Below are 14,032 nucleotides of genomic sequence, written 5' to 3' on the forward strand. Positions count from 1 at the left end.
GGCTCACCGCGGTGGCCCGAGGCGGTTGCCGTTGTCGAGCAGCCCCTCGACCTGGACGGCCGAGCGGGCCGGTCGCTCCACGGCGAGGGTGTGGTCCGGGGCGGGCCGGTCGGCGGACCAGTCCTGGCCCTTGACGGTGAGCCGGGTGACACGGCGGCTGCCCGCCGCGAGCAGGTACTCGGCGCCCTGCGGGGAGTGCCACCACGTCCAGGCCACCGTGTCCTGCTCGAACCGGCTGCACGCCCGGCCCGGCCCGCCGCCGGTGCGCTGCGGACCCCGGGCGGCCGGCAGGACGACCGCGGTGGCCGCGCTGCCCTCGCCGTTCCAGCGGTCGGCGCGCAGACAGACCCACGCGGCCGAGCCCGCGCCCTGCGGCAGCGGCTGGACGGCGAAGGTCCACAGGTTCAGCTGCTTGACGCCCGGCTTGCCGTCCGGGACGGCGCAGCCCGCGCGGGCCCAGGCCTGCAGCGCGTCCTGGGCGGTCGCTTCGCGGGGCTCCCGGGGTTCCCTGGCGTCGCGGGCGGACGGCGCGCTCGGCTGGGCGCGGTCCGGGGGCGGGACGTACGTGAGGTGCGCGGGCACGAGGCCGCCCAGGTCGGCCAGCAGGAAGGCGTGCTTCTCGGCCACCGCGGGGGAGGAGCGCAACTGGAGCAGGGTGGCGCCCTGGCAGTCGGCGAGCCCGCCGGTGGGAGTCGGGTCGGTGATGCCGTCCGGGTGCGGCAACGGGCGTGCGGGGGTGTCGGGTTGATCGATCCGGCGGGTCTCGGCGGCGTCCACCCAGGGCGCCAGCAGGTAGCGGACCGCCGCCCCCTGGCGGCGCAGTGCCACCGCGCCCGCGGTGGTCAGGTCGGAGTCGTCGGCCCGGGCGAGGTCCAGGCCCCCGTCGCGGCCGTCCGTGTAGCGGGCGATCCGCCGGCCGTCGTACAGCACCACCACGCCACTGCCCTCCACCGTCCCGGCGAACAGCAGCTGGGGCGCCGCGGCGGGCGGGGTGGTGTCCGTGCCCGGCTCGGCGCGGGTCTGCGGGCCGGGCCGAGCCCAGGCGGCCAGGGCGCGGCCGAGCAGCGCGCCGTCCTCCCGGCGCTCGCCCCGGGCGGGCCAGGCGGAGAAGTCCACCCGCGTGGTGTGCTGCCACGCGTCGGGCGCCACCCGGACCAGCCGGGACGGGTCGGCCGCGCCCGGGGCGGGCGCGGAGACGGGACCGGCGGGCGTCGCGGGGCCGGAACCGCCCAGCACGGCCGCCGTGGTGGTGAGCCCGAGCAGCCCGACCGCCAGCGCGGCCGTCAGCGTCCGGCGGCGGCGCAGCAGGTCCGTGGGCTGCACCCGGACCGCGCACGGGTCGAAGGCGGGCAGCGCGGGATCGGGACCGGTCCGGAGCCCGGCCGCCGCGGCGACCGCCTCCTGCGGCTGCGCGACTCCGGCCCGGCGCAACACCTCGGCGGCCTGGTCGGCGCCCAGCTCCTCGACCGCGCGCAGGGCGAAGGCGGCGCGGGCCGGGGCGGAGAGCGCCGCGAGCGCGTGGTCGAGTTCCGCGTCCTGCTCGCCGCCGTGCGGGACGAACAGCCGCAGCCCCCAGACCCGCGGCGCCAGCAGACGGGCGGCCGGGCGCGGGCGGAGTACGGCGCGCAGCACCCGCAGGCGCAGGGCGGCGTACACCTGCTCCGGCTCGGAGGTGTCCGGGTCCGCGGCGTTCGCCCGGTCGGCGGCTGCCGGTTCGTCCCGGCGGGTCCAGGGGAAGGGCAGGGCGCGCTGGACGGCCGCGTGCGCGGCGAGCACCCGGCTGTGCCGGTCCCGGTCGGCAGGCAGGGCGAGGTAGGCGAGCCGGACCAGCCTGCGGTAGTGGCGCACCAGCGCGGCCTCCGCTTGCGCCACCGGACGTGCCGCGGCCCCGCGGGCCGACGGAGCCGCGCCCACCGTCCGTCCTGGCAAAGGGGCCTCCCGGGAACCGTGGTGCTGTCGTGGTGGACGGTCCAACGAGTCGATCATGTGATGGTTGCGCCGTCCGGGCTGACCGGCGGACGACCGGGGGCGCGCGGCGGGCACCTCGCGCCCCCGGTCTCCTCTTCGCTCGTTCCGCGCACCGGGGTCGGGCAGCCGGGAGCGGGCAGCCGGGAGCGGGAGGCCGGCGAGTCGGGAATCGGGCGGTCGGGGCCGCGTTCGTGGCCATGGGTCCAAGGTCCCACCCGTTCGGCCCCTTGGCCCCTGGCGGTCGGCGCCGCCGCGCGCCATGCTGCCGGTAACCGGCCGGGACGATCCGCGCCCGGTCGGACCAGCAGCGTTGGAGGAGGTGAACCGGCGTGCGGCATGCCACCGTCGAATCCGTGATGACCAGCCCCGTGGTCCTGGTCTCTCCCGAGACCGGGTTCCAGGAGATCGTGGCGCTGCTGAGCGAGTACGACATCACCGGCGTGCCCGTGGTGGACCCGGAGGGACGGCCGCTCGGCGTGGTCTCCGAGGCCGACCTGCTGCGCACCCTGGCCGCGCAGGAGGACCCGGGCAGTCTGCTCCCGGCGCCCGAGTCCGCGCAGGCGGGCCCGGACGGCGAGGTCACGGCCGCCGACCTGATGACGGCCCAGCCGGTCTGCACCACGCCCGGCACCAGCGTGGTCGCGGCCGCCCGCACGATGAGCCGGCACGGGCTGAAGCGGCTGCCGGTCCTGGACGAGGAGGGGCGGGTCGTCGGCGTGGTCAGTCGGGGCGACCTGCTGCGGGTGTTCCTGCGCGAGGACATGGTGATCCGGCGGGAGATCGTCGAGGAGGTGCTCGGCCGGATCGAGGGGGTCAGCCCGGCGGAGATCGGCGTGGAGGTGAACCAGGGGCGGGTGGTGCTCAGTGGCAGCGTGCCCGAGCCGCACCTGGTGCCGATCGTGCTGAACCTCTGCCGCTCGGTGGACGGCGTGGTCTCGGTGACCGACCGGCTCGGCGCCGGGGGCGCGGCCGCGGTGGGGTGAGCCCACGGCTCACCCGGCACGTCGCGGCCCCGCCCGAAGTGTCGCGGCCTGCCCGGTGCGTCGCGGCCTGCCGGTGCGTCGTGGACCCGGACGGCCCGGTTCGCATACAGCGGAGCGTATCGGGTAACTCACTCTGTGTGCCCGGCTGATCGGATCGCCGAGGCACCGGAGCACCGGGGAGGCGGCCGTGACAGTCGTGTTCGACGCGGACTTCACTTCGACCAGGCAGTGGATCACCGGGCGCACCAGCGCCTATCCCCGGATGGGGCCGACCAATCGGAGCGACCACAAGCTCGACTACCTCGTCCGCGGCTACTGCCCCGGTGGGGTGTTCACCGCCACCCGGCGGCACAGCGGCGGCCTGTGGAGCTGCAACCTGCTGACCACCGAGGGCAGTCCGGACGGTTTCCAGGTCCGTACCGGCGACGTGCTGTCCGCGCGCGTGACGCTGCCCGTCGAGCTGGGCGCCTGGCCGGCGATCTGGACCTGGCGGGACGGCGGCAACGAGGTGGACCTCTTCGAGTACCACCCCGACAACCCGGACCTGCTGGAGATCTCCAACCACGTCCGGGGCGGCTTCCGGTACTGGCACGGCGGCGGCGCCGGGATCGGCCCGGGGGCGACCTTCGACCTGCGGGTGGTGCTCGGCGCGCACTCGGTGGACTGGTACGTCGACGACGCGCTGGTCTACGCGGACCTGCACGGCGTCGGGTCCGGCTGGCACGCGTACCTGATCGTCAACCTCTCGGTGGCGGACGGCACGTACCACGACCGGCCGCCGACCGGGGGGCCGGACCGGCTCAGCTGGACCTGTCACAGTCTGCGGGTGGAGCGCTGACGCGCGGGTCCGGTGCGCCGGGCCGTCGATCAGCCCGTTGATGGGCCCGGCGATGGGGCCGTCGATCAGCCCGGTGGTCGCTCAGGGTGCGAAGGCGGCGGTGATCGGGCCGTGCGGGCCGGAGCGCTGGAACCAGACCGCGCGGCGGTGCGCACCGATGTGGGCCGGGTCGGTCACGTAGAGGTCGTCGCGCGGGGCCCGCTCGTTGCCCGGGGCCAGGGCGGCGTCCACGGCCTGGGCGGCGATCGCGTGCAGCAGCGCGGTGGCGGTGGCCTCGGCGGCGGACGGCGCGATGGCGAGGGCGGTGAGTTCGGCCCAGAGCGCGGTGGACACGTAGGCGATCGGGGAGTGCCCGAGCGACGGGTGCCGGCTCGGGTCCGCGTGGCGGCGCAGCGCTCCGGTGGCGACGAGCCGCTCCGGCGAGCGGCCGTCATCGGGCGGGGCGCCGTCGCCCGGCGGGTGGTGCGTCATGCGCGGGTACGGGGTCACGTGCGGCACGCTACCCCGCGCGGGCCGGTGCGGGTGCGGGATGGCTGCCGGAACGTTTTCTCAGACTTTCCTCACAGCGCTTTCACCGGTGCCGGGCGCACGATGGTGGTAAGGCGCTGATCACCTCGGCGGGCCCCGGCGGTCGGGGCCGGAGGAGGAGGTCCTGATGAGGCACTGGCATGGGTACGGGCACGGCCACGGCTTGGGCGGCTGGGGCATCGGCCTGATGGCGTTCGGGTCGCTGCTGGTCCTGGTGCTGCTCGTGCTGCTCGCGGTCGCCCTGTTCCGGTACGTCTCGCGCTCGCGGCAGCCCGTCCCGCACGGCCCGGCGGCCGCGGCGGGCGCCGGCGGCGGGCCGTGGGCGGGGCCTGGGGGCACCCGGGGCTGGGGGGCGGGCCCGGAGCAGGTGCTCGCGGAGCGGTTCGCGCGGGGTGAGATCGACGCGGAGGAGTACCGGCACCGGCTCGACACCCTGCGTTCCGCGAACGGGCCGGGTGGCGGTGGGCCCGGCGGCGACTGGTCCGGTGGCGGGCCCGGCAGCGGGTCCGGCGGAGGGTCAGGCGGAGGGGCGGGGGCGTAGGCCGCGCGCAGGGGGCGCGACACGGGACGGGCCCGCCGTACGTGCTGTACGGCGGGCCCGGTGTGCGCCGGAGGCGCGGGTGCTGTCGCGCGAACCGCGTGATTACTCGACGACCAGCTCGACCGGGATGTTGCCCCGGGTGGCGCGGGAGTAGGGGCAGACCTCGTGCGCCTGCTTGACCAGCAGCTCGCCGGTCTCGCCCGCGAGGGACTCGGGCAGCTCGACCCGCAGCACGACCGCGAGACCGAAGCCGGCGCCGTCCTTGCCGATGGAGACCTCGGCGGTCACCGAGACCTCGCTGGTGTCCACCCGGGACTGCCGGCCGACCAGGCCGAGGGCGCTGGCGAAGCAGGCGGCGTAGCCGGCCGCGAACAGCTGCTCGGGGTTGGTGCCCTGGCCGTTGCCGCCCAGCGCCGGCGGCATCGCCAGCGCGAGGTCCAGCTGCCCGTCGGAGCTGACGGCGCGGCCCTCCCGGCCGTTGGCGGTGGCGGCTGCGGTGTAGAGCGCGTCCATGGTCGGTTCCCTTCGTGGTGCTGCTCGGGGTTCTGCGGTTGCTCGCATGCGGAGGGGTCGGAGCGCCGCCGTCGCTGCGGCGGCGGGTCTTCCGGCGCCCTGCCGTGCCACCATTAGAGCACGCAATTCAATTGCGCACAACTGAATCGTGTGACGGTGGTCGGTACCATGGATCCATGACCACGCTCCCCGACCTGGCGGACGAGGACCTGCTCCGTCTCGACCAGCAGATCTGCTTCTCGCTCAACTCGGCCTCGCGCGCCTTCGGCGGCGTCTACCGGGTGCTGCTCCGGGAGCTCGGGCTGACCTACCCGCAGTACCTGGTGATGCTGGTGCTGTGGGAGGACGGCGAACTGCCGGTCAAGCGGATCGGCGAGCGCCTGCGCCTCGACTCCGGCACGCTCTCCCCGCTGCTCAAGCGGCTGGAGGCGGCCGGTCTGGTGCGCCGTGAGCGCAGCCCGCAGGACGAGCGGTCGGTCACCGTCACGCTGACGCCCGAGGGGTCGGCGCTGCGCGAGCGGGCCGGGCAGGTCCCGCGTCGGCTGCTCGCCGCGACCGGGCTGCCGGTCGAGGACCTGGCGTCGCTGCGCGGGCTGCTGGAGCGGGTGACCGCCGCACTGGACTCGGCGGCGGTGGAGCCGGCGCCGTAGCGCCGCTCACCGCGGAGGTCGCGGGTGGGGCTTGTCAAGCCGTCGGCACGCCCGGTGTGATCTGGGTCACGTGGCGGGTGCTCCGGTGGGGCCGTCCGACCCGATTCGGCAGGTCAGCGGCACTGTTCGGAACTGAACGTAAACGTTCGCCAATTGTCCGGCCGATCCGGTCGACATCCCGCCTCTCCCGGACGGTTACACCACGAGCCCCCGAAGGGGCCGTCGGCGTGCCACCCGGTGGGCCGGCCAGCTGACCCACGAAAGAGGGGGCGTGCGTGAACACTCCCGGGCCGGGCGAGGAGCGGAGCCTGCGGGCGGACCCGCTCGGCGACCTGCCGAACGACTTCGAGGCGTTCTTCACCCGCGAGAACTCCGGCTACCTCCGCTACGCCCAGCAGCGCCTGCGGCACCGCGAGGACGCCCAGGACGCGGTCCAGAACGCCGGCACCACGCTCTACAAGAACTGGCGCCGCGCCCTGGCCAGTGCCGATCCGCAGGCCTTCGCCTTCAAGGTGGTGAAGGACGCCGTGGTGGACGTCCTGCGCGAACGCCGTCGCGCCGAACGCAAACGGCTGCGGGTGATAGCCCAGCGCCGGTCCGACACCAGCCAGGACGAGCTGGAGGAGCTCGCCGAGCTGGACGCCCTGGACTGGGCGATGGACGAGCTCGCGCGCGCCGCGCCGGTGCAGGCGGATGTGGTCCGGCTGCGCCAGGCGGGCCTGTCGTACCACGACATCGGCCGCTCGCTCGGCATCGCGCACACCACCGCCCGCACCTACTACAGCCTCGGGCGGCGCCACCTGGAGTACCTGCTGGAGCACCCGGACGAGGGCGCAGCGGGGGAGACGTGAGGACCGGGAGGGCCGTGACGTGGGGGCCGTGACGTGAGGGCGGGGACATGAAGGTGGGGGACCTGCTGCGAGCGCACTCCGCCGAGCTGGAGCGGGAGTTCGACGACCACGACCCGGTGGCCTTCACCCGGCGGCTGGCCGAGCGGCTCGCCGCCGCCCGTCGGTCCGCACCGGCCGTGCGGGAGCGCCCGGCCCGGCCGCCGGCGGGCGCCCGACCGCCGCACGCGCCGGTGCCGGGGCCGAGCCCGGGCGCGGGGCCGGGAGCGGGGCCGGGAGCGGGCGCCGGCCCCGGCCCGGCACCGCCCGCGGGGGCGGCGGGGCAGTCGCCCGGGGCGGGCGGACGGGCGGAGTTGCGACGGGACCTCCGGCACCTGTGCGCCGGGGTGGCCGGGGCCGCGAAGCCGGAGGAGCTGGCCCTGGACCTCGAACTCGCCGAGAAGACCGCCTTCCGCACCCTCGGCTGCCTGCTGTACGGGATGGGCCGCACGGCGGACGGCGTCTTCTGGTGGCGGATAGCGGCCCAGTACGGGGACCAGCTGGCGGTGCACTGCCTGGCCGTGCACTACAGCGCCGAGGGCGAACGGCGCGACGCGGCGCGCTGGGCCGCCCAGGCCCAGGACCTCAGCGCCCCGGGCCGGCTGCCGGACCTGGCACCGGACCCGCGGCCGAGCGGCGCCGCCGAGCTGGCCCGGCTCCTGGCGGAGGGCTACGACGGGGAGATCCTGCTGACCCTGCGGGAGGCGGTGACGACGCGCCCCCGGAGGGATCCGGCGCGGCTGGGCGTCCGCGCGGTGCGGGGGCGGGGCGTGGCGCGGATCCGGTGAGGCGGGCGGGTGGGACGGGCGGGTGAGTACGGAGAGGCCGCCGCAACCGGTGCGGCGGCCTCCCGGGCGCGAGCCCGACCGGTCAGTCGGTGCCGGACTCGATCGCGGCGTGGTCGAGCGCGGTGGACTCCTCCGCGTCGCCGGTGCCCGCCGCGATCGGGGCGGCCCCGCCCGGGGCGAGCTCACCGATCAGGCCGCTCCACGGCGCCAGCTGGCCGTGCACCGCGTACTGCTCCAGCTTGCTGCGCGAGTCGGCGATGTCGAGGTTGCGCATGGTCAGCTGGCCGATCCGGTCGTCCGGCACGAACGCGGCGTCGACGCTGCGCTCCATCGACAGCTTCTCGGGGTGGTAGCTGAAGTGGGGGCCCTGGGTGTCGATGACCGAGTAGTCCTGACCGCGCCGCAGCCGCAGGGTGACGCTGCCGGTCACCGGGTGGCCGATCCAGCGCTGCATGCTGTCCCGGAGCATCAGCGACTGCGGGTCGAACCAGCGGCCCTCGTAGAGCAGCCGGCCGAGCCGGCGGCCCTGGGTGTGGTAGGTGGCGAGGGTGTCCTCGTTGTGGATGGCGTTGAGCAGCCGCTCGTAGGCGATGTGCAGCAGCGCCATGCCGGGGGCCTCGTAGATGCCGCGGCTCTTGGCCTCGATGATCCGGTTCTCGATCTGGTCGGACATGCCGAGGCCGTGGCGGCCGCCGATGCTGTTGGCCTCGTGGACCAGGTCGACGGCGCTGGCGAACTCCTGGCCGTTGATCCGGACCGGGCGGCCGAACTCGAACTCGACGGTGACGTCCTCGGTCCGGATCTCGACCGCGGGGTCCCAGAAGGCCACGCCCATGATCGGGCTGACGATCTCCATCGAGGCGTCCAGGAACTCCAGCCGCTTGGCCTCGTGGGTGGCGCCCCAGATGTTGGCGTCGGTGGAGTAGGCCTTCTCGGCGGAGTCCCGGTAGGGCAGGTCGCGCTCGGCCAGCCACTCGGACATCTCCTTGCGGCCGCCGAGCTGGTCGACGAACGCCTGGTCCAGCCACGGCTTGTAGATCCGCAGGCTGGGGTTGGCGAGCAGGCCGTAGCGGTAGAACCGCTCGATGTCGTTGCCCTTGTAGGTGGAGCCGTCGCCCCAGATGGAGACCCCGTCCTCCTGCATGGCGCGGACCAGCAGGGTGCCGGTCACGGCCCGGCCGAGCGGGGTGGTGTTGAAGTACGTCTGCCCGGCGGAGCGGATGTGGAAGGCGCCGCAGGCCAGGGCGGCCAGGCCCTCCTCGACCAGGGCGGCCCGGCAGTCGACCAGCCGGGCCTGCTCGGCGCCGTACGCGCGGCCCCGGGCCGGGACGTCGGCGAGGTTGGGCTCGTCGTACTGGCCGATGTCGGCCGTGTAGGCGTAGGGGAAGGCACCGTGCTCGCGCATCCACGCGACGGCGACGGAGGTGTCCAACCCACCGGAGAATGCGATGCCGATCCGTTCACCGACCGGCAGCTTGCTCAAGACCTTCGACATGGATGCACCCTATGACCCGCCTGGGCGGGCCCCTGATTCAGCGTTGTGTGACGGGATTCGGCGTATTCGATCCGATGCCCGCACTCTGGCATAGATTTGCAGAGTTACGCAAGGGCATGCGGTCGCGGGGCTCGGGCCGACCGGGCGCGGCGGTGCCGTCCGGAGCCGGTGGAACCGGACAACCGGCCTGGCGGGATGCCGGTTCGGGGCGGAACGGAAGGCCGGGGCCCGGCCCGGAACCGCGACGGGCCGGCTTCCCGAAGGAATCCGGCCCGTCCCCGTCGCCGCCGCGTCAGCGTGCGGCGGGTGCCGCCCGGGCGCGCAGCCAGGCGGTCCGGGCGGCGAGGGCGCCGAGGCCGAGGGCGACCAGGTGGCCGGCGTCGGCCAGTTGCTGGTCCACGGCCCAGGCGGCGGCCAGGACCAGGGCGAGCGCCGGAAGGCCGTAGCGGCGCAGCGGGACCGGGCCCAGGGCGAGCAGACAGGCGCCGGTGGCGACCAGCCCGTAGCTGATGCCGACGTCGCGGGCGTGCGACAGCGCGCCGGGGATGCGGGCGGTCAGCATCACCCACATCGCGCCCTCGGTGAGCAGGGTGGCGCCCACGTGCCCGAAGACGAAGACGGCGGCGGCCCGGGCCGCGCCCCAGCGCCACTCGGCCAGGCCCAGCACGACGGCGACCGCCGCGATGCCCACCCAGGCGGGCACCCCGTCGACCACCAGGCCGCTCGTGAAGATCGTCCACCACTTGCCGACCTCCATGTGGTGCACGTTGCTGCTGTTGTGCCGGACGAACCTGGCCCGCTCGGCGTGGCCCTGGCCGGCCAGCCAGGCGGCGGTGAGGGACAGCAGCAGGACGTACGCCGTGGTGAGCCGCAGCCGGACGACCGCTCTCAGCGCGGGGCGCGGGGGAGCGGCGGTGCCGGGGGTGGCGGGGGTGGCGGTGTCGGTCGGTGGCCTCGTCCTGAGACGATCGCTCATCGTGCCTGGTGCCCTTGCTCTGCGGTCCCGCGCCCGGCACGCCCGGTGCGTGGCCGAGCGGTCGTGGCCGGGAGGTCGAAGCGCCAGCGTACGCCAGCGGCATGCGGCCGGCGGCGCCGGGCGATCACCCGTACGGGCCGGTACGGCGGCGGGCGACGGCCGGGCGGGGTGAGGGTGGGGGGACGAGCGTCGAGGAGGCGTCGATGGCCGACAGCACCGCCAGTGGCTCCGCGGAGCGCCGGCGGCCCTGGTGGGCGCGCGCCGCCCGTACGGCGTGGGCCTACGTCCGGCGCGCCCCGGGCACCTACCTCTGGCTGGCGATCCTGCTGGTCACCACCCAGGTGATCCGGCACGTCGACCCGGCGACCGCCGACCGCATCCTGCAGCGGCGCTCCACCAACCTGCACCACCTGCAGGTGTCGCCGGTCCGCGTCCTGGTGACCAGCGCGCTGTGGATCGCGGGTGGCGGCTGGCTGTCCTACTTCCTGCTCTACAACCTGTTCCACGTGCCGGCCGAGCGCTGGCTCGGCACGCTGCGGTGGATCTCGGTGGCGATGCTCGCGCACGTCGGCGCGACCTACGTCAGCGAGGGCGTGCTCGGCTGGGCGATCCACCACGGACTCGCCCCGCCGAAGGCCGTCCACACCCTCGACTACGGCGTCAGCTACGCGCTCGCCGGGGTCGTCGCGGTGCTCACCTACCTGATCGTGCGGCCCTGGCGGTACCTGTACGCGGCCGGGGTGCTGGTCGTCTACGGCCTGGGCGTCCAGCAGAGCCGGGACTACACCAGCATCGGCCACTTCAGTGCGGCGCTGATCGGGTTCGCCTGCTACCCGCTGACCCGGGAGCGGCCGGGCTCCTTCGACCCGGTCGCCGCGGTGCGGGCGGTCCGGCGGCGGGTGCGGGCGCGCAGCCCCCGTCGGTGACGGCGCGTCGGCATTCGGTGAATGCCAACTGTGGCAAAGCGTAGGGCTCTTACCCGCTTCTTACCGCCGGGGCCTTCCCCCGGACCGATCGGCTCAGCAGGCTGTCCTCCTGTTCCGCCGAGTCCGCGCGACCGCGCGGCCGGCCGCAGGGGAGGACTGCCACCGTGCCCACCAGGCAACGACGACGGCTGCTGCTGAGCGCCGTCACGCTCACCGTGATCGGCTTGACCACCACCCAGGCGCTCGCCGCGCCGCCCGTCCCCGTGGAGCCGCAGCCGTGGCAGGTGCGGCACCAGGCGGACATCGGGAGGAAGCACGCACAGAAGGTGCGGCACGCGGCCGGTGCGACGACCGCCGCTCCGGGCCTCAGCCCGAAGGCCGCGGCGGAGGGCGGGGACGGCGGGAGCGACGAGGCGGAGAACTCCGCCGAGGGCACCGCCCAGTACACCGAGGCCCGCACCGCCCCGGGCGTGGTCGCGCCCGGCGCCTACGGGGCGGCCTGGGCGCAGTTGCAGTCCGTGCCGCACACCGGCGGCAGCTGGGACCACGTCACGGACAAGCCGTACGACACGGACGACCCGCGCTACCGGGACGTCAACTCCAACTCCAGCGGCGGCGCCGGTCTGGTGACGGGCCGGATCACCGGTCTCGCCGCCGACAACGAGGGCTACGTCTACGCGGGCGGTGCCAACGGCGGGGTGTTCCGCTCCCGCACCGGCGGCGGGCACTGGGAGCCGATCGCCGACCGGCTGCCCACGCTGTCCACCGGCACCCTCAACCTCGACGGGGGCGGCCGGCTCTGGTACGCCACCGGCGAGTCCAATACCGGCGCGACCTCGTACGTCGGCACCGGCGTGTACGTGCTCTCCGACCCCAAGCACGGCGAGTTCCAGCCGGGCGACCGGGTGGGCGGCGCCGAACTGGAGTCCACCATCATCCATGCGCTGCGCTTCGGCGGCGGCAAGGTCTGGGCGGCGACCAGCCGGGGCGTCTGGAGCCACTCGGCCACCACGCTGTCGGGCCCGTGGACGCTGGAGTTCGCACCCAACCCCGAGTACCTGCCCGGTGGTTCGAAGGCCGGGGACCCGGCGGCGCCGTACAAGAACATCGCCAATGACATCGCGATCGACCCCAAGGACCCGAACAAGGTGATCCTGGCGGTGGGCTGGCGCGGCGGCGACACCTACAACGGTTTCTACAGCAAGGCCGCGGACGGCAGTTGGCAGCGCGTCGGCTCGCTCGGGGAGCTGCCGACGGATGCCGCGAACGTCGGCAACGTGACCTTCGCGCGCTCGGCGGACGGCTCGCGCTACTACGCGATCGACCAGTCCCCAGAGGTCATGGCGACCGATCCGGACACCGGCCTCAAGGGCATCTACGTCTCCAAGTCCGGCTCGCCGTCCGGCCCGTGGACCCTGGTGGCGGACAAGGACAAGCTGAAGAACTCCGGCTCCGCGCTGCAGGACGACGGCTACCAGCCCGGCATCCAGGCCTGGTACAACCAGTTCCTCCAGGTCGACCCGGCGAACCCGGACCACGTCTACGCCGGCCTCGAAGAGGTCTTCGAGACCACCGACGGCGGTGCCAAGTGGGCCACCGTCGGGCCGTACTGGAACAACGGCTTCCCGTGCTGGAGCATCGACCCGGCCAAGCAGACCGGCGACTGCTCGCAGACCACCCACCCGGACCAGCACGCCGTCGCCTTCGGCGGCTACCAGGGCAAGGCCACCGTCTACGTCGGCAACGACGGCGGCATCTACCGGCGGCCGTCCCAGGGGCAGTTGGACGCCTACGGCCACGCCAAGGACTGGACCCCGCTCAACGACGGCACCATCGACACCCTGCAGTACTACTCGGTCGGCGTCGGCAAGGACCCGGCGGACCGCTCCGGGCGGGGCGTGGTCGTCAGCGGCGGTCTGCAGGACAACGGCGAGTCCGTGCTGCGCGCCCACGACAAGGTGATGGGCTCCGATTTCGGCGGCGACGGCGCCGACACCCTGGTCGACCCGGAGAACGGCTGCAACATCGCCGAGGAGTACGTCTACCTCGACATGTGGGTCACCCAGAACTGCGCTGTCAACGACGGGAGTTGGACGAAGGATCCGAGCAAGGCCACCTCGTACGAGGTCGCCCCGCCCGACAAGGACCTCGGCGGCGCCGGCGCCCGCTTCATCGCGCCGATCACCAGCGACCCCAAGGACGGCAACACCTGGATCGCCGGCGGTCGGCACGTCTGGGTGCAGCACAAGGGCTACGCGATCCGCAGCGGCAGCGAATGGACGTCGGCCTACGACCTGGGCGCCGGCCACGTGGCCACGGCGGTCGCGACGGTCGACGGCACGGTGTACGCCGGCTGGTGCGGCCCGTGCAACAACGTCGGCTTCAGCCGCGGCATCGCCGTCGGCAAGACGGACGGCACCGGGTGGCACCAGCTCGACCTGCCCGTCGACGGCACCCTGCCCAACCGCTACATCTCCTCGTTCGCGGTCGACGAGCACGACGCCCAGCACGTCTTCGTCGCCTTCAACGGCTTCTCGCGCACCTGGACCGAGGGGCCCGGCGCGGGCGTCGGTCACCTCTTCGAGACCCACGACGGCGGCGCCACCTGGACCGACGTCTCGGCCAACCTGCCCGACGTCCCGGCCACGTCGGTGCGGATCCTGCCCAACGGCGGCCTCGCCCTCGGAACCGACCTCGCCGCCTTCTACCGCGCTCCGGGCACCGCCGACTGGCGGGTCCTCGGGCGCAACCTGCCCACCACGGCGGTGCAGCAGCTGAAGACCGGACCGGACGGCAAGCTCTACGCCGCCACCTTCGGCCGCGGCATCCGGTCCTTCGACCTGCGCCGTCTCGGGCACGGCCGCTACGACGAGACGGACGACTGACCCCTTTTCATCGACCCCTGTCATCCCCGGCGCCCGGCCCGCTCACCGTGAGCG

General features: G+C 74.6%; 13 protein-coding genes. 8 read left to right on the forward strand and 5 right to left on the reverse strand.

Annotated features, from left to right (window positions below; translation table 11 throughout):
- Positions 1–3 precede the first annotated feature (3 nt).
- The gene (locus ACZ6Y7_RS06930) at positions 4–1,872 is read right to left on the reverse strand and encodes a hypothetical protein (RefSeq protein ID WP_465756781.1); all 1,869 of its coding nucleotides are present in this window, start codon (positions 1,870–1,872) and stop codon (positions 4–6) included.
- 452 nt (positions 1,873–2,324) lie between these two features.
- Between ACZ6Y7_RS06930 and ACZ6Y7_RS06935 the strand changes: the two genes are divergently transcribed.
- Together ACZ6Y7_RS06935 and ACZ6Y7_RS06940 are read left to right on the forward strand one after the other, a co-directional pair.
- The gene (locus tag ACZ6Y7_RS06935; protein WP_465756782.1) at positions 2,325–2,951 is read left to right on the forward strand and encodes a CBS domain-containing protein; all 627 of its coding nucleotides are present in this window, start codon (positions 2,325–2,327) and stop codon (positions 2,949–2,951) included.
- A gap of 187 nt (positions 2,952–3,138) precedes the next feature.
- Entirely contained in the window at positions 3,139–3,789 is a 651-nt protein-coding gene (locus ACZ6Y7_RS06940) for a LamG domain-containing protein (RefSeq protein ID WP_465756783.1), read from the forward strand.
- 81 nt (positions 3,790–3,870) lie between these two features.
- Here the strand turns inward: ACZ6Y7_RS06940 and ACZ6Y7_RS06945 are convergent, their stop codons facing one another.
- Positions 3,871–4,278 carry a hypothetical protein gene (locus ACZ6Y7_RS06945; protein ID WP_465756784.1) on the reverse strand — a complete coding sequence of 136 codons (408 nt, stop codon included), beginning with the start codon at positions 4,276–4,278 and terminating at the stop codon, positions 3,871–3,873.
- A 166-nt stretch (positions 4,279–4,444) separates the two neighbouring features.
- Between ACZ6Y7_RS06945 and ACZ6Y7_RS06950 the strand changes: the two genes are divergently transcribed.
- Positions 4,445–4,858: an SHOCT domain-containing protein gene (locus tag ACZ6Y7_RS06950; RefSeq protein WP_465756785.1), complete on the forward strand. Its 414-nt coding sequence runs from the start codon at positions 4,445–4,447 to the stop codon at positions 4,856–4,858.
- 102 nt (positions 4,859–4,960) lie between these two features.
- Here ACZ6Y7_RS06950 and ACZ6Y7_RS06955 read toward each other — a convergent pair whose 3' ends face one another.
- Positions 4,961–5,371: an organic hydroperoxide resistance protein gene (locus ACZ6Y7_RS06955; RefSeq protein WP_465756786.1), complete on the reverse strand. Its 411-nt coding sequence runs from the start codon at positions 5,369–5,371 to the stop codon at positions 4,961–4,963.
- Positions 5,372–5,547: 176 nt separating this feature from the next.
- On the opposite strand from ACZ6Y7_RS06955, the gene ACZ6Y7_RS06960 reads away from it, so the two are divergent.
- The 3 genes from ACZ6Y7_RS06960 to ACZ6Y7_RS06970 all read left to right on the forward strand — a co-directional run bounded on the left by ACZ6Y7_RS06960 (position 5,548) and on the right by ACZ6Y7_RS06970 (position 7,696).
- Positions 5,548–6,021 (forward strand): MarR family winged helix-turn-helix transcriptional regulator, encoded by a 474-nt coding sequence (locus ACZ6Y7_RS06960; RefSeq protein WP_402212352.1) that lies wholly within the window; start codon positions 5,548–5,550, stop codon positions 6,019–6,021.
- Positions 6,022–6,296: 275 nt separating this feature from the next.
- Positions 6,297–6,872: an RNA polymerase sigma factor gene (locus ACZ6Y7_RS06965; RefSeq protein WP_465756787.1), complete on the forward strand. Its 576-nt coding sequence runs from the start codon at positions 6,297–6,299 to the stop codon at positions 6,870–6,872.
- Between the two features lie 47 nt (positions 6,873–6,919).
- A complete protein-coding gene (locus ACZ6Y7_RS06970; protein WP_465756788.1) occupies positions 6,920–7,696 on the forward strand; it encodes a hypothetical protein in 777 nt (258 codons plus the stop codon).
- Positions 7,697–7,778: 82 nt separating this feature from the next.
- Here ACZ6Y7_RS06970 and argG read toward each other — a convergent pair whose 3' ends face one another.
- On the reverse strand, positions 7,779–9,191 hold the full coding sequence (argG, locus tag ACZ6Y7_RS06975) for an argininosuccinate synthase (RefSeq protein ID WP_465756789.1): 1,413 nt from the start codon (positions 9,189–9,191) through the stop codon (positions 7,779–7,781).
- Positions 9,192–9,483: 292 nt separating this feature from the next.
- Positions 9,484–10,167, reverse strand: a complete 684-nt coding sequence (locus ACZ6Y7_RS06980) for a rhomboid-like protein (RefSeq protein WP_465756790.1) — start codon at positions 10,165–10,167, stop codon at positions 9,484–9,486.
- Between the two features lie 203 nt (positions 10,168–10,370).
- Between ACZ6Y7_RS06980 and ACZ6Y7_RS06985 the strand changes: the two genes are divergently transcribed.
- Entirely contained in the window at positions 10,371–11,093 is a 723-nt protein-coding gene (locus tag ACZ6Y7_RS06985; protein WP_465756791.1) for a rhomboid-like protein, read from the forward strand.
- 164 nt (positions 11,094–11,257) lie between these two features.
- Positions 11,258–13,978, forward strand: coding sequence for a ligand-binding sensor domain-containing protein (locus ACZ6Y7_RS06990; protein ID WP_465756792.1), 2,721 nt, complete (start codon positions 11,258–11,260; stop codon positions 13,976–13,978).
- The last annotated feature ends 54 nt before the right edge of the window (positions 13,979–14,032 follow it).

The organism is Kitasatospora sp. NPDC053308, from assembly GCF_055585785.1.

What these genes read in the sequence shown, in the direction of transcription:
- ACZ6Y7_RS06935 (WP_465756782.1), top strand. Translation starts at nt 2,325, where the DNA reads ATGACCAGCCCCGTGGTCCTGGTCTCTCCCGAGACCGGGTTCCAGGAG.
- ACZ6Y7_RS06950 (WP_465756785.1), top strand. Translation starts at nt 4,445, where the DNA reads ATGAGGCACTGGCATGGGTACGGGCACGGCCACGGCTTGGGCGGCTGG.
- ACZ6Y7_RS06955 (WP_465756786.1), bottom strand. Translation starts at nt 5,371, where the DNA reads ATGGACGCGCTCTACACCGCAGCCGCCACCGCCAACGGCCGGGAGGGC.
- ACZ6Y7_RS06960 (WP_402212352.1), top strand. Translation starts at nt 5,548, where the DNA reads ATGACCACGCTCCCCGACCTGGCGGACGAGGACCTGCTCCGTCTCGAC.
- ACZ6Y7_RS06970 (WP_465756788.1), top strand. Translation starts at nt 6,920, where the DNA reads ATGAAGGTGGGGGACCTGCTGCGAGCGCACTCCGCCGAGCTGGAGCGG.
- argG (WP_465756789.1), bottom strand. Translation starts at nt 9,191, where the DNA reads ATGTCGAAGGTCTTGAGCAAGCTGCCGGTCGGTGAACGGATCGGCATC.
- ACZ6Y7_RS06980 (WP_465756790.1), bottom strand. Translation starts at nt 10,167, where the DNA reads ATGAGCGATCGTCTCAGGACGAGGCCACCGACCGACACCGCCACCCCC.
- ACZ6Y7_RS06985 (WP_465756791.1), top strand. Translation starts at nt 10,371, where the DNA reads ATGGCCGACAGCACCGCCAGTGGCTCCGCGGAGCGCCGGCGGCCCTGG.